Here is a 19,287-nt window from a genome sequence, read left to right as displayed (position 1 = left end):
ACCGATGTCTCGGGCACACACGGCAGCGTGCACACCGGGTCCGGCGACCAGTATGTCTACTACGTCACGGAGCAGCTCACCCGCGATGCCCGCGGCAGGACACCTCGTCGACTCGCCGAGGAGGAACTGGCCTGGCTCCGCGAACGTTTCGTGTACCCCGACAGCTTCGCTGCAGCGCGCCGCACCCTGGCGGCCGAGCACCTGGTCATTCTAAGCGGGCCCGCCGGCTGCGGCCGGACCTCCGCCGCCCGCATGCTCCTGCACGAACTGCGGGGCGACGCCCGCCCGTTCTACGAGCTCATCGCCGAGGACGACGACGAGGAGCGGGCACGCGACCTCGCCTCGGTGGACGTTGGCCCCGACGCCCGGCTCCTGCTCGACCTCAGCGAAACCGGCGGCCGCTTCTGGCCGGACATCCGGAGCCAGTTGGAGAGCTTCCGCGAGCGGGTCCGCTGGCACCGTGCGCACCTCGTGGTCGTGCTGCCCGCGACCGCCGCCACCCCCCTGCCAGAGGCGCTGGAGCGGTTCCGGGTCGCCATCGAGGCGGCCGAGCGACCTCGCGTGCTCCGCCGCTATCTGACCACCGCCGGGATCCGCATCGACGACGGGACGCCTCCGGCACTGGCCGAGTTCCTTCACGCGAACCGGCCGCTGCACGAGGTCGCCGCCGTAGCCCAACTCATCGTCCAGGCAAGCGAACGGGACGATGGCCAAGGAGACTTCGCCGACTGGTGCGCAGCCGCCGTCGACGCGGCTGCCGACCGCAGCGACGAAGTGGCGCAGCTGGTGCACCGTCTGCGCGACGGGTCCCAGAGGGCGTTGCTGCTCGTCACCGCCATGCTGCACGAGGCCCACGGGGACGCCGTCGACCGTGGCACGACCGCCCTGCTCACCGTCTTGTCCCATCCGCAAGACCAGAGCCCGCTCCTGGAACGCACTGATCTCTTCCAGCGCCTGGACGAGGTCGGTGCGCGCACCGCCGCAGACGGACGAGTGCGCTTCGAAAGGCTCGGATTCGACAAGGCCGTGCGCGAGCACTTTTGGCGCTACCTGCAGGGTGTGCGCCCCGCCCTGTCTGTCTGGGTCGCTGACGAGATCGGCGCCCCCGAGCTCACCGACGCAGACCGTGACGCCCTGGTCAAGCGCTTCGCCGATCAGTGCCTCAGCACCGGCGACCGAGAGCTGCTCTGCGAACTGGTGCCCGCCTGGACCACCTCGCCGGACGGTCGCCAGCTCCGGGCGGCCGCCCAAGTCCTGGAGCACGGCCTGAAAAGCCGGGAACACGGCCGCTCCTTCCGTCGGCGCATCTACCACTGGTCATTGGAAAGCCAGAACGTCGGGCTCACGGCCGTCCTGGTCGGCGTGTGCGCGGAGGTGATGGCGATCCGCCATCCGGACCAGGCCCTCGTCCGGCTGCACCACCTCGCACGACGCCAACACCGAGGCACCAGCGCGCAGGAGGCACTGCTGCGGCTCGCCTCCGGCGATCGGTGGCTGCACCGGCTCCTCTTGCGCCGCATCGCGGCGGCTCCCCTCGACCGGCCGTGGAGGGCCGACACCGAACTGTTCCTCGCGCTCGCCGATCCCAGTGTCCTGATCACCGACTCCACGCTGCGGAAGAGTCTGGTCCTGGGATGGTGCGGCGTCTTCACCGCCCGCCGCTTGCCAGACTGGCAGGAAACGGCGTGCCGCTGGTTCGACCTCGCCTGCGAGGCGGCAGGGGTCGCCGAACTCCTCACCGGTGTGCTCGTCGACGCCTGCGACGGGAAGGGTGACCACCTCGGTCGCCTCTACACCGCCGCCCGCGACTGGGCGCACCGGTCCGTCCACGCCGCGCCCGAAAGCGCTCGGCACGCCGTCACCACGACGCTGCGGCAGAGAATCGACGCCGTCCAGGGCTTCTCGGTCGCTTGACCCCCCGTCATCCGTACTCCAGGAGGCAACACCCATGACGTCCGGCTGCAAGACTGTGATCACCTTCGTCACTGTCATCTGTGGCTTGCTGTTCGCCGTCGTCGACCTTGAGTCCCAGTGGCCCCTGTGGTCCTGGCTCACGCTCGTGGCCCTGGCGGTAGTCACGCCGGTGGCGTCCTCCGCCGTGGCCGGCCGGCGACGCAATCCCGTCCCCCTAGAGCTGATCCCCCACCTTCCGGTGGCCCCGGTCGAGCGGCGCGACCAGCGAGTCACCCAGGTGAGCCTGCCCAGCGCCTGGGAGGACTACGACTTCCGGTTCGCGGCGACAGTACGCTGGTGCCCCACCGGCAAGACGGCCGAGGAACCGGTCATCAATCCAGCGGGCGTCGCCGTCGACGCCATCCTGGCTCGGGCAAGCGCGATCACCGAGAAGCGGGATCCCGCCAGAGCGTCGCTCGTCCAGCACGAGCTGAACGGGGCGCTGGGCCGGATGCAGGAGGATCCGACGGGCTACCTCGACGTCATGGCCGAGTCCGTCACCCTCGCCCTCGCCGAGCGGGACCAGGAGCGCCTCGACAAGCTCGCGTCGGTCCGCAAGGACAAGGCTGTCTGGGAGCACGAGCGGAAGTACGAGCAGAGCAGGCGCGAGTACCTGGGCGAGGACGTGCTCAAGGACACTGGCAGCGCCGTGGTCTGGTGGCTGGCCAGGAACGACGACCACATCGAGAAGACGGTGAGCGACATAGGGCTGCTCACCCAGCTCTCCTCAGCGGCGCGGAACTCGGAGGTGCCGACGCAGTTCCGCCATCTCGTGCCCTCCTTGGCAGCGGCAGCCCCGGCCACGACGTCTGCGGGGCCGGAGGCGGGGACCATGGGGCAGGCTCGCTCCGAAGAGCCGCAACCTCCGAGCGGAGCTGACCACTTCGAGGCCCTGCTCGTCACGGAGGGCATCCCGAACGACGACCCGGCCCGAGGCCTTCTGGTGGGGAGAGTGGCCGACGCCTTCGCCGCCCACGGCAGGCCGGAGATCGCCGCTGAACTGCGTCGGCGTTTCGACAACCCGCAGTCCGAGCCGTGCGACCCGGCGGTTTCCGACAGCCCCGACGAGCAGTAGCGACCCCTACGATCGAACTTCAACGGAGGAACCATGGACAGCGAGATGGAGAAGCTCGCGGCCTCGGCGGCCACGGCCCTGATCGGGTTGATGATCTCGGATTCCTGGAAAGGCGTGAAGGAGCGGTTCAGCCGTCTGTTCTCCCGGCGTAACCCCCTGGCGGCTGCAGCGGATCTCGACGAGGCCCGCGCCGAGTTGGTGGCATTGCCGACCGCCGCGCGCGGAGAGCTGGCTGGCGACATCGAGGTCGAATGGCGGGCCCGCTTCCAGCGGCTGCTGCGGCAGGATGCTTCGGCGATCGATGAGATGCGCGCGCTGCTCGACGCGCTCGCACCGGGGCCGGACCCGACTGAGCGGACAAGCGTCCACAACACCGTGCTCGGCGGCGTGCACCGGGGTCCAGTGGTCCAGAGCGGCAGGATCACCAATCTCCATGTGACTGCCCCGTCACCGACTTGATCCCTCATTTTCGCCCTCACGTGGACTTGACGGGCGATGTTGCAGACTGGGCGCATCGTCGACCCTGCGGGGGCAGGGTCGGGAGCGGGCGGAGGACGGATGTTGGAGGACCGAGGGGCTGCCGGGGACTGGGACGGCGTCGTCCTGGACGAGGCGTTCGTCCGGGGCGCGGAGCACAGTGAGCCGTCGGCGCGGGCGCGGATGCTGGCGGCGCGGTGGCGCCGGGAGGCGCCGGAGCCGCAGCCGTGGCGGGCGGACAAGCCGCCGGCGGGGTGGTTCTTCGGGCGGCGGCGACGCCGCTGGAGGTAGGGCCGACCAGCCGGGCGGGCGGCGTCAGGCCTTGACGCCGCCCGTGAGCAGGCGCTCGCGGTGGAACAGGACGGAGACCACCCGCCAAGCGAGCACGTCGATCACCAGCAGGGCGAGGCCCAGGCCCAGAGCCACCGTCAGCGTGGGCTTGATGACGTCGAAGCCCACCAGCGCGGCCACCGCCAGCGGCGGCAGGCTCGCGAACGAGCTGAGCTGCTGGGCGACGCGGACGTCGCCGCTGCGGGTGGAGATGGCGATGCCCACCCAGATCGACCAGCCGGCCAGCAGCGGCGTGAACAGCAGCTGCGCGAGGATCCTGGGCGCCTCGAAGATGTCGTGGACGACGTTCTCGTGCGCGAACGCCCCCACCGCGCCCAGGAAGATCCCGTACATCACGTACGAGATCAGCAGCGTCGGCAGGAGCGCGGCCAGCGCCTTGCCGACCAGGAACTCGGCGGGACGCACAGGTGTGGTCAACACCGGTTCGAGGGTGCCCTGTTCGCGCTCGCCGACCACCGCGTAGGAGGCGACGACCGCCGGGACGAGGGCGGGGATCAGCATGAGGTAGAGCAGGGAGAGGCCGACCACCGTGTCGATCCGCGACGCCGGGGCGTCGGCGGGCAGCTTGAAGATGGTGATCACCGGGCTGATCATGAAGACCACCGGCAGCACCGCCATCGTGACGGCGATGAAGCGGTTGCGCCGGTAGTCGTTGATCTCCTTGCGGATCAGGGCGCGGATCCGGGTCCAGCTCATCGGGTTGATCGTCGTGTTCATCGGGTCCGCGCCTCCACGTCCTCGTCGATGAGCTGGAGGTAGACGTCCTCCAGGGAGTGGCGGGACGGGCTGAGGGCGAGCAGGTCCGCGCCCGCGCCCACCACCGCGCGGGCGACGGCGGGCGCCGCGAGCTCCGCGTCCGTGACGGTGAGCACGTAGGCGGCCCCGCCGGCGGCTGCGGCGCCGTCGTGCCAGCCCTCGACGCCGGGAAGTCCGCCGAACACCGCGTCAGGGTCGGTCAGCGGGTCGCGGGTGGCGATCTGGAGGGTCTTGGCGAACAGCTGCTCGCGCAGCTCGTCGGGACGGCCGATGGTGCGCAGCGTGGTGTTCATGATGCCGACGCGGTCGCACAGCGCCTCGGCCTCGGCGAGGCGGTGCGTGGTCAGGAAGATCGTGACGCCCTGGCGGCGCATGCCGTCGATGAGGTCGTGCACGTCGCGCGCCGCGAGCGGGTCCAGGCCGGAGGTGGGCTCGTCGAGGAAGAGGATCTCCGGGTCGCTCAGCAGGGCGCGGGCCAGTCCGACGCGCTGCCGCAGGCCCTTGGAGAGCGCGCGGCACGGGTCGCTCGCCCGGTCCAGCAGGTTGACGGCGCGCAGCGCGCGCTCGATGCGCGCGCGCCGGTCGTCGAGCTCGTACAGGCCGGCGAAGAACTCCAGGTTCTCCGCGACGCTCAGGCGCAGGTACAGGCCCGGCGACTCCGGCATGACCGCGATCCGGCGGCGGATCTCGACGCCGTTGGCCTCCGTCAGCGGCAGGCCCGCGACCGTCGCGTTGCCGGAGGTGGGCGCCAGCAGGGTGCCGAGTGTGCGCACCGTGGTGGTCTTGCCCGCGCCGTTGGGCCCGAGGAACCCGAAGACCTCGCCGTAGGCGACGTCGAAGGTCACGTCGGCGAACGCGGTGCGCTCGCCGAAGCGCTTGGTCAGTCCGTCCACGACGATCGCGGGGCCCGTCCGGGCCGCCGCGCTGCGGGTCGTGGCGCCGTCTCGTTTCACCGTCACACTTTAAGTGATATCACTTTAAGCGGTGCAGGTCCACGGCCCCCGACCTGCGGATTCACGCTTCCTGCTGGTCCTCCTCCGAGTGAGGGCGCTTGGGCGGGCGGCCCCGCCGGGGCAGGCCGCCGACGTTGTTCGGCAGCCGCCCGGCGTCCGCGAGGGCGCGGCGCAGCAGCAGCTCGATCTGGGCGGTGGTGCTGCGCAGCTCGTCCCCGGCCCACCGGGCCAGCGCGTCGTGCACCGCCGGATCGAGCCGCAGGAGGATGTTCTTCCGTTCCCCCACGGTCCCGCCTACTGGTAGAGGGTGCCGGTGTTCACGACCGGCTGGGTCGCGGACTCGCTACACAGCACGACGAGCAGGTTGGAGACCATCGCCGCCTTGCGCTCCTCGTCCAGGTCCACCAGATCCTCCTCGGTGAGCTGCTCCAGCGCCATCCGCACCATGCCGACCGCGCCCTCCACCACCCGGCGGCGGGCGTCGACGATCGCGTCCGCCTGCTGGCGGCGGAGCATCGCCTGCGCGATCTCCGGCGCGTAGGACAGGCGCGTGATGCGCGACTCGACCACGGACACGCCGCCCAGGGCGACCCGCTGCGCGATCTCCTCGGACATCCGGGAGGTGATCTCCTCGGCGTTCTCGCGCAGCGTGAGGCGGTCCTCGCCGCGCGCGTCGTACGGGTAGCTGCCGGCGACGTGCCGCACGGCGGTCTCGGCCTGCGTCGCGACGAAGGCCACGACGTCCTCGACGCCGTAGACCGACTTGGCGGTGTCGGCCACCTGCCAGACGACGACCGCCGCCATCTCGATCGGGTTGCCGTCGGCGTCGTTGACCTTGAGCGTGGCCGTCTCGTGGTTGCGGATCCGGGTCGACACGCGCTGGCGCTTGGTGAAGGGGTTCACCCAGCGCAGACCGGTCGTGCGGACGGTCCCGTCGTAGCGGCCGAAGAGCGACACCACCCGCGCCTGCCCCGGGGCGACGGCCGTCAGCCCCCCGAGGGCCAGCGCCCCCAGCACGAGCAGGACCACCCCGGCCGCCCGCGCGCTCCCCACGAGCGCGGCGCCCCCGGCGACCAACCCGAGGCCGGCCACCAGGCCGACCGCCCCCGGCACACTGCGCGCCACCCGCTCGCTGATCGCCGCCGCCACCCCGTCCATCCGGACCGCCTCGCTCACTCGATTCAGCCCGAATGCCTCGGGCATCCAACAGCGCCAGTATAGAGATATCACTTTAATCGGGCCCAGGGGTCGGCCGGCGGGATCGGGCGGAGGGGAGGAGTCGCCGGGACGAGCGGCGGGACCAACCGCACGAGCGGGCGGCGGGGCGAACCACAGGAGCGAGCGGCCGGCAAGATCTGCAGGGCCCGGGCGACGGCGACAAGCCCGCAAGGGCAAGCGGCCGGGACGGACCGCCTTCGAGGTGCCGGACGGGGGCGGTCGGTGCGTGACCGGTGCGGCGGCGGGCGACAGGCCTGGCGGTGGCCGTCAGGGTGGCCCTCGCGGTGCGGGGCGCGGGGGCCCGGGGCGGTGTCCAGGCCGACCACCCGGTGCTGCGCGGCGCGCTGATGGGCGCGTGCATCGGCATGCTGCTGCCGGGCGCGGAAGCCCCTGCGGAGCTGATCCGCGCTGACCTCTTCGCCCGCTACGGCCTGGGCCGAGAGGCCCGAGTGGCCCCGGCCGGGGCCTTTGCCGGGGGCTGCGGCGGCAAAGACGGCGGTCGGGACCGGAGGGGTGGTGCGGTGAGGGTGACGCGGTGACGCGGTGACGGGGCGAGGGCGGACGAGGAGTCAGGACGCGCCGGTGGAGGTGTGGCTGCCGCCCGAGCCCGCACCCGGCAGGGAGGGCGCCTGTGCACCGCCGCCGCCGGTGAAGTCGCCGACGCCACCGCCGCCGCCCCCGCCGCTGCCTCCGTCGGAGGCGTGCGACGGGAGGAGGGAGGCCAGGTCGGGCAGGGCGTGGGCGTAGCCCAGGCCGAGGACGAGGGCCGAGGCGGCCGAGCCGACGAGGGTCCACCGGGTCACCCGGCGCACGCGGAGCAGCCCGGCGCTGCGGCGCTCGTACGGACCGGTGGGCGGTCGGTACGGTTGGGCAGCGGACATGCGGCCTCCTCCCCCTGGAGCGCGGAACGGCAGGAAGCCCGCCAGGGGGCTCCTCGCCTCATGACTCCAGTGTGCGTGAAGGCCCGTCAAACGCCGGTACGGATCCTCTTCAAATCCGGTTAAGATCCCGGCCCGGGCGCCCGCTGCGGCCGGGACCATCCCGGGGCAGGCTCTACGCTGGGGCAATGGCACAGGTCACCGACACCGCAGGGGCGAGCGCCACCCTGTCCGTGCTGGTCGTCGAGGACGACCAGGGCATCGCGGACTCGCTCGTGCGCGGGCTGACCCGGGCCGGCTACGCCGTCCGCTGCGCGGGGACCGGAGCCGAGGCGCTCGGCGCGCGGCCCGTCCCCGACGTCGTCCTGCTGGACCTGGGGCTGCCCGACCTGGACGGTGTGGAGGTCTGCCGTCGGCTGCGCCGGCAGTCGGACGCGGCGATCATCGTGGTGACCGCGCGGGGCGAGGAGGCAGACCGCGTCGCGGCGCTCGACGAGGGCGCGGACGACTACCTGGTCAAGCCGTTCGGCCTGGCCGAACTGCTGGCCCGGCTGCGCGCGGTGCTGCGGCGCACCCGCCCGAGCGGCACGGAGCTGATCGTGCACGGCCCGCTGACGGTCGACCCGCGCACCCGGCGCGTCACCGTCGGCGCACAGGAGATAGCGCTGACGCCCAAGGAGTTCGACATCCTGCACTGCCTGGCGGTCGATCCCGGCCGGGTGGTCACCCGGCAGGAGATCCTGGAGCGCGCCTGGGACGCGCACTGGTACGGGCCGACCAAGGTGCTGGACGTCCACGTCGCCGCGCTGCGCCGCAAGCTCGGCGCACCCGGTCTCGTCGAGACCGTCTACGGTCGCGGCTTCCGCCTGGGCGACCCGTCCGGCGTCACGGAACCCGACACCGACACCGGCACCGGCACCGGCACCGGCACCGACGACAGCGACAGGGACGCGGCCGAGGCCGGCCGCCAGGACGTCGCCGCCCCCGGCCGGGAGGCCCCCGCGCCGGACGTCCGGTCGTGACGCGACGGATCGCCCTCAGCGTGGGGGCGCTGATCGTCGCCCTGCTGGTGCTCGCCGTGGTGCCGCTCGGCATCTCGATCACCGACCGCGAGCACGACTCCTTCCGCGAGGAGACCGCCGCGCGGGCCCGCTCGGTCGCCTCCGCCGCCGAGGAGCACCTCTCCGACAACCACCCCGACACCGAGGCCGCCGAGCAGGTCGCGAACGCGGGCCGGCACGGCGACTGCGCGCAGGTCTACGACAAGCACGGCACGGTCATCCTCTCCACCGCGTGCCACGCCACCGCCCTTCCGCCGTCCGCCGTCGCGGACGTGCTGCGTACCGGTCAGGCGCAGACCCGGCAGGACGACGGCTGGCTGACCATGGCGGTCCCGGTCGACGACACCGTTCCGCCGTCGGGCGCGCTGCTCTACTCACGGCCGACCGGCGACCTGAACCGGCAGCTGGTGGAGGTCTGGGGCTGGCTCAGCCTCTGCGCGCTCGGCGCGCTGGCCGCGGCGCTCCTCGTGGCCACCCGGTTGGCGCGTTGGGTGGGGCGGCCGCTGGTCAAACTGGACGACGCGGCCGCGCGCCTGGGCGAGGGCGATCTCGGCGCGCGGGCGGCGGTCACGGACGGGCCGCCGGAGGTGCGTCGGCTGGCGGCGACCTTCAACGCCATGGCGGCCCGGACCGAGAACCTGATCCACGGCCACCGCGCGGTGATCGCCGACGTGTCCCACCAGCTGCGCACGCCGCTCACCGCGCTGCGCCTGCGGCTGGACCTGCTGGCCGCCGACGTGGAGGACGACGTCGCCGTGGAGCTGGCCGGGGCGCAGGAGGAGATCGCGCGCCTGTCCCGGATGGTCGACGGCCTGCTCGCCGTGGCCCGCGCCGAGAACTCCGTGCCCCGGGCGACCTCGGTGCGCCTCGACCGCGTCGTCGCGGACCGGATCGCCGCCTGGGAGCCGGTGGCCGAGGAGCGCGAGGTGCGGTTCACCGCGAGCGGACCGGTCGGAGTGACGGCGTCGATGGGGCCGGGCGACCTGGAGCAGGCGCTGGACAACCTGTTCGCCAACGCGCTGGAGGCGGCTCCGGCGGGCGGACAGGTGGAGATCCGCACCAGCCGCGACGCGGAGGGCGGCGCGGTCGAGCTGGCCGTGGTCGACCACGGGCCCGGCATGGACGCCTCGGCGCGGGAGCGCGCGTTCCGGCGCTTCGACACCGGGCGGGAGAGCGGGACCGGACTCGGTCTGGCGATCGTGCACCGACTGGTCACCGCCAACGGCGGTCGCGCGACGCTGGAGGAGACGCCCGGCGGCGGACTGACCGTCCGCCTCTCGCTCCCCGCCGGCCCGTCCGACTCACGCGCCACCCGTCCGACTCGCCCCGCCCGTCCGGCCCGTCCCGTCCGCCGCGAGCGCCGCTCGGGACGCGGCGAAGAGGGCGGAGAGCACGAGGGCGGAACCGGGACGCCACACGGATGATCGCCTCACAGAAGCCGATGTTTACCGGTTCTTAAGAGTTCCTGAACCGAAATCCCAGGGCGGGGGTGTGCAGGCTGGTGCGGTAGCCGCTCACCGATCCCGAGGAGACGCCAGATGGATGCGCCCGAGCAGCCCGCTGCCCGCGCCCGGTCCCACCGCCGCGACCGATCGGTGCGCCGCGTCGGCAACACCACGCGCTGGGTGACGGCGGCCGCCGCCGTCGGTACGGTCGCGCTGGCCACGGGCTATGCCCAGGCCTCCAGCACGGGCGGCGGCAGCAGCGCGGGCAGCGCGCCGAGCCCCTCGCCCACGACGCCCTCGGCCGCTCCCACGAGCCCCTCCGCCACCCCGAGCCTGAGCGCGTCCGCCTCGCCCAAGGCGACGGCTACGCACACGCAGGCGCCGTCGACGCGCTCCGCGACGCCCCACCGCACGGCCCCGGTGCCCGCGCCGGTGCACACCTCGGCCGCGCCCTACATCCCGCCGACCCCCGTCGCGCCGCCCCCGACGACCGTCGCTCCCCCGCCGGCCCCGGCGCCGCAGCCGACCCACACCACCTCGGGTGGCTCATGAGCAGCCCCGCGTCCCCCTCCCATGATCCGGCCCGTGATCCGGACGACCGTCCGGGCCAGGCGAACTTCCCCGTCTTCGGGACGACGGCCCATCTGCTGGTGACCGACCCGACGCGGCTGGCGCCCGCCCTGCGGCTGCTGCACGCGGAACTCGCGGCGGTCGACGCCGCGTGCAGCCGGTTCCGCGTCGACTCCGAGCTGTCCCGCGTCAACGCGGCCGACGGTGCGACCGTGGTCGTCGGGCCGCTGCTCGCCGAGGCGCTGGACGTGGCGTGGCGTGCGGCCGCGGAGAGCCGCGGCCTGGTCGACCCGACCGTCGGCGCGTCCGTCCTCGGCCTCGGCTACGACCGCACCTTCGCCTCGCTGCGCCCCGAGCAGCTCGGCGCGCCCGCGACCGCGCCCGCCCCCGGCTACCGGAACGTGGAGTGGGACTTCGCCCGCCGGCGCGTCCGGCTGCCCGCCGGGACCGCGCTGGACCTCGGCGCGACCGCCAAGGCGTGGGCGGCGGACCGCGCCGCCCACCGGATAGCCGCCGCGGTGCGCTGCGGCGTACTGGTGAACCTCGGCGGCGACCTGTCCGTCGCGGGCGGGACCCCGGACGGCGGCTGGCGCGTCTCGATCGCGGACGACCACCGGGCGCCCGCGCCCGACTCCCCCGTCGTCGCCGTGCACAGCGGCGGGCTGGCGACGTCCGGCTCCGCCGTGCGCGCCTGGCAGCGTGCCGGGCAGCGCGTGCACCACATCGTGGATCCGCGCACCGGCCGCAACCCGGCGGCCTGCTGGCGCACCGTCACCGTCGCGGCCCCGTCCTGCGTCGCCGCGAACACCGCCGCCACGGCCGCGATGGTCCTCGGCCCCGACGCCCCCGCCGCGCTCCGCCACGCCGGGCTGCCCGCCCGACTGGTCCGCGAGGACGGCGACGTGGTCCGCGTCGGCGGCTGGCCGGAGGACGTTCCCTCCCCCGCACCGAACGGCGTGTCGGGCACCGTCCGGGGCGACAACCCGGAGGGTGCCCGCGACCGCACTCCCAGCGGCACCCCGAACGAGCGAGGCGCGGCATGACCCCCACCACCGTCCTGCTCGCCGCGAGCACCGCGCCCAGCCCGCTGTGGTACGCCACCCGCGCGGGCGGCACCGTCGCGCTGGTCCTGCTGACCGCCACCGTCGCCCTCGGCATCGCCGTCGGCGGACGGCACACGCCGCGCACCATCGCCCGGTTCGAGGTCACCAACCTGCACCGGAACCTGGCGTTCCTGACGCTGGTCTTCCTGGCCCTGCACATCGTCACGGCGGTTCTGGACACCTTCGTCCACCTGGGCTGGTGGATCACCCTGGTGCCGTTCACGTCCGGCTACCGCACGCTGTGGCTGGGGCTCGGCACCGTCGCCTTCGACCTGCTGCTGGCCGTCACGCTCACCAGCGCGACCGCCGGCGTGCGGATGCGGCTCGGGCAGCGGCGGTGGAAGGCGATCCACTGGCTGGCGTACGGCTCATGGCCCTTCGCGGTCTTCCACGCGGCCGGGACCGGGACGGACACCAAGGACTCCCTTCAGCTCGCCCTCTACGCCGCCTGCCTGGGTGTGGTCGTGCTGGCCGTGTGGTGGCGCCTGTTCCGCGCCGGACCGGGCCACGCCACCGTCCGCCTGGCGGCGGGCGCGGCGACCCTGGCCGTGCCGCTCGCCCTGGTCGTCTTCCTCCATGTCGGACCGCTCGCGCCCGGCTGGTCCCACCGCGCCGAGGGCCCCGCGCCGACGGCGGTGTCACTGACGCAGGCGACGCCGCAGGACCCGTCGCACGCTCTGACCTCCGGCTTGACACAAGAACCCGTGAAGGGGGCCACGCGATGACCGCCGAGAGCGTCCACGAGTCCACCCGGCCCCTCCCTACCGTCCCCGGCGACGGCTCGGCTCCGGGTCCGCACGGCACCCGGCTGCTGTCGGGCTGGTTCACCTCCGGGCGGGCCGCCGACCTGGCGGACCATCTGGACCGTTACGGCCCGCTGCCGCTCGACCGCGCCCGCCGGGGCGGTCGCGGCGGCCCGGCGCCGCTGATCCACGCCGTCGAGGAGGCCGGTCTGACCGGTCGCGGCGGCGCGGCCTTCCCGACGGCCCGCAAGCTGCAGGCCGTCGCGGACGGACGTGGTCCGGCCGTGGTGGTCGCCAACGCGATGGAGAGCGAGCCCGCGAGCGCCAAGGACGCGACGCTGCTCCAGCTCGCGCCGCACCTGGTCCTGGACGGGATCGCGCTGGCCGCGGAGGCGGTCGGCGCGCGCGAAGCGCACCTGTGCGTCGCCCGCACCCGGCAGCACCAGGTGCACGAACTGCACGCGGCCCTGGCCGAGCGCGAGCGCCACCGCGTCGGCGGCGTGCCGGTGCGCCTCCACGAGCTGCCGCACCACTACGTCTCCAGCGAGGAGAGCGCGCTGGTGCGCTGGCTGAACGGCGGCGACGCCCGGCCGATGTCCACGCCGCCGCGCCCGTTCGAGAAGGGCGTCGGCAAGCGCCCGACCCTGATCGACAACGTCGAGACGCTGGCCCACCTGGCGCTGATCGCCCGCTACGGCCCGGCCTGGTACCGGCAGGCGGGTGCGCCCGACGCTCCCGGCACCACGCTGGTCACCCTCGGCGGGGCGGTCCGGCATCCCGGCGTCTACGAGGCGCCGATGGGCGCGCCGCTGGGACGCCTGCTCGCGCACGGCGGCGGGCCGAGCGAGCCGCTGTCCGCGGTGCTGGTCGGCGGGTTCTTCGGCAGCTGGCTCCCGGCGGACGAGGCGCTGCCGACGCGGTTCACCAAGCAGGACCTCGCCCAGCTCGGCGCGGGACCCGGAGCGGGTGTGCTGGTCGCGCTGCCCGAGCGGGCCTGCGGGCTCGCGGAGACCGCGTCGGTGCTGGCGTTCCTGGCCCGCAACGGCGCCCAGCAGTGCGGCCCGTGCCGGTTCGGGCTGCCCGCCGTCGCGGAGGACTTCGCGGCGCTCGCCTTCGGCCGGCTCGATCCGGACGGGCTGCGGCGGCTGGAGCGCCGAGTCGGCCTGCTGGCCGGTCGCGGGGCCTGCCGGCATCCGGACGGCGCGTCCCGGTTCGCCGCCACCGCGCTGCGGACCTTCGCCGCCGAGGTGGAGCGCCATCTGCACCACGGGCCCTGCCCGGCGGTCGACCACGCGCCGGTGCTGCACGTGCCGACGGGCTCCGTGCCCGGCGCGGACGAATGGAGGTGACCGGCATGGCGATCACCCGATCGACCGATCTGTCCCTGCGCCTGGACCGGATCGCGTGCGAGGGCCACGGGGCCTGCGCCGAGCTGCTGCCGGAGCTGCTGTCGCTGGACGAGTGGGGTTTCCCGATCGTCCACTCCGCGACCGTTCCACCCGAGCTGGCCGCGCACGCGCGCCGCGCCGTGGCGGCCTGCCCGGTGCTGGCGCTCCGTCTGGACCGCACCCGCCCCTGACGCCGGACGTCAGGAGCGGTGCGGCCAAAGGGGGCCTGGCGGACAGAGAGCTGGTGGAAAGCGACCTGGCCGAAAGGGACCTGGCGGACAGGGAGCTGAACGAGTTCTTAGTCACCGGTCGTGCAGACTCAGCGCACGAGTCCGAGTCCTGCGCGCGAGGTCCTTGCGCCGCCCCGGAAGGATCCACCGGTGACCACTGCTCCCGCCGCCGTGACCCGTCAGGAGCACCGCGCAGCGCGCGGCCCCGAGGGCAACGAACGGCTGACGGCCGCCACCGGCACGGTGCTGCTGGTGCTCTTCGCCGTCCAGGGCTTCACGATCCTGTCCCTGACACGGCTGCTCACGGTCCACATCTTCGTCGGCCTGCTGCTGACGGGCCCGGTCGCGCTGAAGATCGGCTCGACCTGCTACCGCGCCGTCCGGTACTACACGGGCGCGGCCTCCTACCGGCGCAAGGGCGCGCCCCCGATGCCGCTGCGCCTGCTCGGCCCGCTGCTGGTGCTCACCTCCGCGGCCGTGCTGACCACCGGCATCACCCTCGCGCTGCTGGGCCGCGGCCGAACGGCCGACCAGGTGCTCTTCCTGCACAAGGCGTCGTTCGTCCTCTGGGTGGGCCTGGCCGGGATCCACGTGCTGGTCCACCTGTGGCGGCTGCCCCGGCTGGTCGTCTCGGACCTGCGCCGCGACGCGGTGGCCGGTCGCGGTCTGCGCTGGGCGCTGCTCGCCGCGGCCCTGGGCGCGGGCCTGGCGGTCGCCCTGCTGGGCGTCCACCTGGTCTCCGGCTGGACGCCGGGCCACGTCGGCAGGTGACCCTCGCGGCCCGGTCCGCCACGCACAGCGACATGATTCGCGCAGGCCAGCGGGGGTACGTGGCCACTGCGGGGACTCCGCTTTGAGCGGCCGGAGCCCCGTGTCGCGAGGGCATGGACAGGTGACCTCGCGGCTCCTCACCCGGGATGCCGGGAACGTGGGTACTCCGGCATCCCGGGACCGCAGCCCCGTCGATCGTCCGGCGCGGGAGACCGCCGGAGTGGGCGGGTGACGGCCGGAGGGCGCAGGAGACTGTCGGCGAGCGCGAGGACGGTGGGCCGATGACCCGACCGGGCCCGCCACGGCCGAGCCCGCCGCGACCCGGCCCACCACTGCACGGCCCGGGGCGCGCAGACCTCGCAGCGGTGTTCGACGTCGCGCCGACGCCCCGTACGGCCCTGGCCTGGCTCCCGCCCGAGGAGCTGTGGCCGCCGGTGCAGGCCGTGCGCCGGGACCACGACCCGCAGATCCGGCGCTGGCCGCCGCACGTCAACGTGCTCTTCGGGTTCGTCCCCGAGTCCGACTTCGACCTCGCCGCTCCCCTGCTCGCCGAGGCGCTCGCGTGCGTGCCGCCGTTCGCGGCCCGGCTCGCCGGTGTCCGGGTCTTCCGGCACCGCGCCTACAGCACCGTCTGGCTCGACCCGGCCGCCGCGGGCGGGGGCCCCTGGCGGGCCCTGCACGGGGAGCTGGTCGACCGGTTCCCGCGCTGTCGCGGGCGATTCCAGGTCTTCACCCCGCACCTGTCCCTCGGCCGGACCACCGATCCCCGGCGGGTGCGCGCGCAGTGCGCGGCCCGGCTCGGGGCGTACTCCGTACGGGTGGTCGAGCTGGCGCTTCTCTCGCGCCGCGGCGCCGACGACCCGATGCGGCCGCGCGCGTACGTCGGGCTCGGCACGGGCGAGCTACGCCGGACGATCGGCGGGGACACGACACGCCCGTGACCGGCTGCGGACGCGCGCACCGGCCGATCATCTGCTTATCGTCTTGCCCATGCACGTCGAACGGCGCCTGATCCTTCGTCGGGCCGCACAGGCCACCCTCGTCGCCGGCGTCACGGCGGCGCTGGCGCGCGCCTCCACGGCGGTCGGCCCGGACACGGCCCCCGCACGCGTGTGGGCCGAACCGGCGGACCTGCACTGGGTCGCCGACCAGCCCGCCATCGTCCGCCGCGCCGACTGGGACACCGTCGCCCCCACCAAACCGCTGCCCCCACCGCGCTACGCGCAGGCGGTCAAGGCGGTCTTCGTCCATCACACGGACAGCGGCAACGCGTACTCCCTCGCGGACGTCCCGAGCATCATCTGGAGCATCCACGACGACCAGACGGGTCGGCGCGGCTGGGACGACATCGGCTACAACTTCCTGGTGGACCGCTTCGGCACGGTCTACGAGGGACGCCACGGCGGGGTCGACCAGCCGGTGATCGGCGCGCACTGCAGCGGCTTCAACATCAACACCGCGGGCATCGCCGCGATCGGCACCTTCACCGACGGCGCGTCGCCGACCCCCGCCATGCTGAAGGCCATCGGGGCGCTGGTCGCCTGGAAGCTGAGCCTGCACGGCGTCGACGCCCTCTCGTCGACGACGCTGACCTGCACCGACTCCGAGAGCCGCTACAAGGCGGGCAGCCGCGCCAACTTCGCGGTGCTCTCCGGCCACACGGACGCCGACTGCACCCTCTGCCCCGGCTCGTCCCTCTACGCCGCGCTGCCGGGGATCCGCCAGGACGCCGCCCGCATCCAGCAGTCCACCGACCATCCCGTCTTCGGGAACTCCAAGCCGGTGCTGCGGGCCAAGCCGACCCCCGGCGGGTGAGCCGATCCGCTGGCGTGCGGGTGATTCAGCCGCCTCGTGCGTGACGTGACCCCGGAGCCGGTGATGCATACACATCATCCGACGAACTGTGCCCCGCTCGCGCCGGCCCCGAGGGAATCGCCATGAACGACCACGACGCGGACGTCCTCCCCGACGCGTCCGACGCCGACGCCTCCGCCGACCCCACGGACGGCGCCACCGCCGTCGCACCCGGGCGGCGTCGCCGCCGTCGGCTGCTGCCGTGGAAGCACCGCAGGGACCTGACGGCGGCCCAGCGCCGCCGCCGTCAGATCGTCACCCGCTGCGTGCTGGCGGCCATCCTGCTCTTCGTCAGCTGGCTGGGCTGGTCGATCGGACAGGCGCTGACCTACCCCGGACGCGACGGCGTCGAGGCGCGGCTGGCCGAGTGGGGCCGCGACCACCACCTGGGCCTGGTGATCAACCAGTTGGAGGACTGGCAGTACGAGCTGAACCCGCCGCGCGTCGGCGGCTCGCTCTCGCCCGCGGAGCTCGCCCGGATGAAGGCGACCCAGGGCGCGGCGCCGGTGGGCGGGGCCGTGCCGCTGCGCGCCCCGATGCCGACCAGCATCTCCCCGCGCCTTCCGGGCGAGGGCGTCTGGCGCGCGCTGGTCACCTCGGGCGGCCTGCCGCTGGTCCAGGGCACTTACGTGCGCCCGGACGCCGAGCACTCCTCCTACGAGGCGGCGGTCGCCTGGATCAGCGCCTCCCACGCGAAGTTCTTCCTGCACCCGGGCTTCCGCGAGCCGGGCGGCACCTTCGCCGTCCCGCCGACCATCCCGGTCGGGCAGCGCACCGGCCTCATCGCCACCTGGAACGGTGGCTTCCGGATCACCGACGGCACCTCCAAGGGCGGTTTCTACCTCGCCGGCCGCACCGACGGGACCCTGCGTGACGGCGCGGCCTCCGAGGTGTTCTACAAGGACGGCTCCATCCGCATCGGCACCTGGGGCCGCGACGTCACCATGACCGCGGACGTCGTCGGCGTGCGCCAGTGCCTCCAGCTGATGGTCGACAACGGCCGCCTCGCCTCGAACATCGACGTGCCCTACGCCTACGGCTGGGCGTACCAGGGCAAGAAGTACGTCGAACGCTCCGGCGTCGGGGTGACCGCCAACGGCGACATCATCATGGTCGTCGGCCAGGCCCTGTCCGCCCGCACGCTCGCCGAGCTCATGCAGCACGCGGGCGCGGTGCGCGCCATGCCACTCGACATGAACGGCGCCTGGCCCTCCTTCATGAGCTACGACGCGAGCGCGGACCCGGCGAACCCCAAGCCCAGCAACATCCTCGACTTCGGCGAGGCCGCCGACCGCTACTACACCCAGGCCACCCGCGACTTCGTCGCCGTCTACGCCCGCTGACGACGGTGCCGGCTCACACGGGCCGCCTGCGCCCGACGAGGTGGAAGACGCGGCTCATCGCGCGGTAGGGGTCGCGGCGGCTCGCCTCGAGTTCGACGGCGGCCGCGGCCTCGACCTGCTTCCGGTCGGTCGGATCCAGCTCGGTCCCGCCGAAGTCGAGCCAGTCGACGAACAGCCACACCCCGTACCAGCGCACCGGCTCCACGTCGCGGTCGCGCAGCAGTGCGCTGATCTCCTCCACGGTGGTGGGCCACGTCGGCACGCCCAGCACGCCGGTCTCCGAGGTGGCGTCGAACGACGCGAGCGCGTCCTCCCAGCGCCGCTCCAGCGCCGGGCGCACCGCCATCGCGTGCGCGTTGCCCGCCATGATCGACACCAGGCCGCCGTCCGCCGCGCACCGGCACAGCTGGTCCACCAGCGGCTCGGGGTTCTCCATATAGCCGAGCACCCCGTGGCAGAGCACGGCGTCGAAGCGCCGGCCCCGCACCGCCTCCTCGGCGTGTTCGCCGTCGGCCTGCACCAGCGTCACCCGCGCCTGCGTGTCGGCGGGCAGCCGAGCAAGGCGTTCCCTGGCCTTGTCGAGCATCGCGGCCGAGGGGTCGAGCAGCGTCACCTCGTAGCCGGCCTGCGCCAGCGGGAAGGACTGGTGGCCGGCGCCCCCGCCGACGTCGAGCACGGACGCCGGGGACGGCGGCAGCTGCTCCAGCAACTGCCGGTGCATCACATAGGTGCGCACGCGCCCCTTCACCGTGGCGTAGGCGCCGTCGGCGAACTGGTCGGCAAGATCGGCCCAGGTGTCATCGCCCATCACACCACTGTACGCTCACCGGCCTTCCGGCCGTCGGTGCTCCGGTGCGGCCCTGGATCGTCTCCGCCCGTTCCGCCTGGCCGGTGCCGTGGGCGACGCGGGGGCTGATCCGCGTCGGGAACGCCTTGCCGGAAGGGGGCTGGACGACGGTGCGCAGCGCGTCGGGATGGGCGCTGAGCAGCCGCCCGGCGGGCAGAAGCCGGCGGCCGCAGGCCGCCGAAGCGGCCGGTTCGAGGCGGGCGAGGGTCGCGCGGGCCTCCGCCTTCGCCCCCTCGACCCGACCGAGCCGCCCCGCCCCCGACGCCCCCCC

The 19,287-nt window shown here is 74.0% G+C and carries 22 protein-coding genes and 1 pseudogene; 16 read left to right on the top strand and 7 right to left on the bottom strand.

Annotated features, from left to right (window positions below; translation table 11 throughout):
- Positions 1–27: 27 nt before the first annotated feature.
- From TR50_RS19810 to TR50_RS19795, 4 genes are all read left to right on the top strand, one after another.
- Entirely contained in the window at positions 28–1,914 is a 1,887-nt protein-coding gene (locus tag TR50_RS19810; protein ID WP_152648496.1) for an nSTAND3 domain-containing NTPase, read from the top strand.
- A 34-nt stretch (positions 1,915–1,948) separates the two neighbouring features.
- The gene (locus TR50_RS48965) at positions 1,949–3,028 is read left to right on the top strand and encodes a hypothetical protein (protein WP_042422887.1); all 1,080 of its coding nucleotides are present in this window, start codon (positions 1,949–1,951) and stop codon (positions 3,026–3,028) included.
- 33 nt (positions 3,029–3,061) lie between these two features.
- Positions 3,062–3,487: a hypothetical protein gene (locus TR50_RS19800; protein ID WP_042422883.1), complete on the top strand. Its 426-nt coding sequence runs from the start codon at positions 3,062–3,064 to the stop codon at positions 3,485–3,487.
- 99 nt (positions 3,488–3,586) lie between these two features.
- The gene (locus TR50_RS19795) at positions 3,587–3,796 is read left to right on the top strand and encodes an SGM_3592 family protein (protein WP_042422880.1); all 210 of its coding nucleotides are present in this window, start codon (positions 3,587–3,589) and stop codon (positions 3,794–3,796) included.
- Positions 3,797–3,820: 24 nt separating this feature from the next.
- Here TR50_RS19795 and TR50_RS19790 read toward each other — a convergent pair whose 3' ends face one another.
- The 4 genes from TR50_RS19790 to TR50_RS19775 all read right to left on the bottom strand — a co-directional run bounded on the left by TR50_RS19790 (position 3,821) and on the right by TR50_RS19775 (position 6,768).
- On the bottom strand, positions 3,821–4,573 hold the full coding sequence (locus tag TR50_RS19790; protein ID WP_042422877.1) for an ABC transporter permease: 753 nt from the start codon (positions 4,571–4,573) through the stop codon (positions 3,821–3,823).
- The gene (locus TR50_RS19785) at positions 4,570–5,565 is read right to left on the bottom strand and encodes an ABC transporter ATP-binding protein (RefSeq protein WP_201776845.1); all 996 of its coding nucleotides are present in this window, start codon (positions 5,563–5,565) and stop codon (positions 4,570–4,572) included. Before TR50_RS19785 ends, TR50_RS19790 begins: the two co-directional genes overlap by 4 nt.
- 61 nt (positions 5,566–5,626) lie before the next feature.
- Positions 5,627–5,851, bottom strand: a complete 225-nt coding sequence (locus TR50_RS19780; RefSeq protein ID WP_042422874.1) for a type II toxin-antitoxin system antitoxin — start codon at positions 5,849–5,851, stop codon at positions 5,627–5,629.
- Positions 5,852–5,859: 8 nt separating this feature from the next.
- The gene (locus TR50_RS19775) at positions 5,860–6,768 is read right to left on the bottom strand and encodes an SPFH domain-containing protein (RefSeq protein WP_084700580.1); all 909 of its coding nucleotides are present in this window, start codon (positions 6,766–6,768) and stop codon (positions 5,860–5,862) included.
- A gap of 275 nt (positions 6,769–7,043) precedes the next feature.
- Between TR50_RS19775 and TR50_RS19770 the strand changes: the two genes are divergently transcribed.
- Entirely contained in the window at positions 7,044–7,322 is a 279-nt protein-coding gene (locus TR50_RS19770) for a hypothetical protein (RefSeq protein ID WP_152648495.1), read from the top strand.
- Between the two features lie 30 nt (positions 7,323–7,352).
- Here TR50_RS19770 and TR50_RS19765 read toward each other — a convergent pair whose 3' ends face one another.
- Positions 7,353–7,664 (bottom strand): hypothetical protein, encoded by a 312-nt coding sequence (locus TR50_RS19765; protein ID WP_042422871.1) that lies wholly within the window; start codon positions 7,662–7,664, stop codon positions 7,353–7,355.
- A gap of 185 nt (positions 7,665–7,849) precedes the next feature.
- Between TR50_RS19765 and TR50_RS19760 the strand changes: the two genes are divergently transcribed.
- From TR50_RS19760 to TR50_RS19710, 11 genes are all read left to right on the top strand, one after another.
- The gene (locus TR50_RS19760; protein ID WP_084700578.1) at positions 7,850–8,683 is read left to right on the top strand and encodes a response regulator transcription factor; all 834 of its coding nucleotides are present in this window, start codon (positions 7,850–7,852) and stop codon (positions 8,681–8,683) included.
- A complete protein-coding gene (locus tag TR50_RS19755) occupies positions 8,680–10,146 on the top strand; it encodes a sensor histidine kinase (RefSeq protein WP_063775107.1) in 1,467 nt (488 codons plus the stop codon). The genes TR50_RS19760 and TR50_RS19755 overlap by 4 nt, the downstream gene beginning before the upstream one ends.
- A 114-nt stretch (positions 10,147–10,260) precedes the next feature.
- Positions 10,261–10,719, top strand: a complete 459-nt coding sequence (locus TR50_RS45625) for a hypothetical protein (RefSeq protein ID WP_152648494.1) — start codon at positions 10,261–10,263, stop codon at positions 10,717–10,719.
- Positions 10,716–11,780 carry an FAD:protein FMN transferase gene (locus tag TR50_RS19745; protein ID WP_063775106.1) on the top strand — a complete coding sequence of 355 codons (1,065 nt, stop codon included), beginning with the start codon at positions 10,716–10,718 and terminating at the stop codon, positions 11,778–11,780. Before TR50_RS45625 ends, TR50_RS19745 begins: the two co-directional genes overlap by 4 nt.
- Positions 11,777–12,565 (top strand): ferric reductase-like transmembrane domain-containing protein, encoded by a 789-nt coding sequence (locus TR50_RS19740; protein WP_063775105.1) that lies wholly within the window; start codon positions 11,777–11,779, stop codon positions 12,563–12,565. The genes TR50_RS19745 and TR50_RS19740 overlap by 4 nt, the downstream gene beginning before the upstream one ends.
- Positions 12,562–13,932, top strand: coding sequence for an NADH-ubiquinone oxidoreductase-F iron-sulfur binding region domain-containing protein (locus TR50_RS19735; protein WP_084700576.1), 1,371 nt, complete (start codon positions 12,562–12,564; stop codon positions 13,930–13,932). The genes TR50_RS19740 and TR50_RS19735 overlap by 4 nt, the downstream gene beginning before the upstream one ends.
- A 5-nt stretch (positions 13,933–13,937) precedes the next feature.
- Positions 13,938–14,162 (top strand): ferredoxin, encoded by a 225-nt coding sequence (locus TR50_RS19730; protein ID WP_052441118.1) that lies wholly within the window; start codon positions 13,938–13,940, stop codon positions 14,160–14,162.
- A 189-nt stretch (positions 14,163–14,351) separates the two neighbouring features.
- Positions 14,352–14,972 carry a hypothetical protein gene (locus TR50_RS19725; RefSeq protein ID WP_042422862.1) on the top strand — a complete coding sequence of 207 codons (621 nt, stop codon included), beginning with the start codon at positions 14,352–14,354 and terminating at the stop codon, positions 14,970–14,972.
- A gap of 365 nt (positions 14,973–15,337) precedes the next feature.
- Positions 15,338–15,913 (top strand): 2'-5' RNA ligase family protein, encoded by a 576-nt coding sequence (locus tag TR50_RS19720; protein ID WP_236654492.1) that lies wholly within the window; start codon positions 15,338–15,340, stop codon positions 15,911–15,913.
- A gap of 49 nt (positions 15,914–15,962) precedes the next feature.
- Positions 15,963–16,787, top strand: coding sequence for a peptidoglycan recognition protein family protein (locus TR50_RS19715; protein ID WP_052441117.1), 825 nt, complete (start codon positions 15,963–15,965; stop codon positions 16,785–16,787).
- A 122-nt stretch (positions 16,788–16,909) separates the two neighbouring features.
- Entirely contained in the window at positions 16,910–18,169 is a 1,260-nt protein-coding gene (locus tag TR50_RS19710) for a phosphodiester glycosidase family protein (RefSeq protein WP_042422859.1), read from the top strand.
- Between the two features lie 13 nt (positions 18,170–18,182).
- Here TR50_RS19710 and TR50_RS19705 read toward each other — a convergent pair whose 3' ends face one another.
- Entirely contained in the window at positions 18,183–18,977 is a 795-nt protein-coding gene (locus TR50_RS19705; protein ID WP_042422856.1) for a class I SAM-dependent methyltransferase, read from the bottom strand.
- Positions 18,967–19,287 (bottom strand): annotated as a pseudogene (locus TR50_RS48960) (hypothetical protein); the annotation flags it as partial. The gene TR50_RS19705 and the pseudogene TR50_RS48960, both read right to left, overlap by 11 nt.

This window comes from Streptacidiphilus anmyonensis (assembly GCF_000787855.1).
Classification (GTDB): domain Bacteria; phylum Actinomycetota; class Actinomycetes; order Streptomycetales; family Streptomycetaceae; genus Streptacidiphilus; species Streptacidiphilus anmyonensis.
This window is presented reverse-complemented; position numbering and strand designations above follow the sequence as displayed.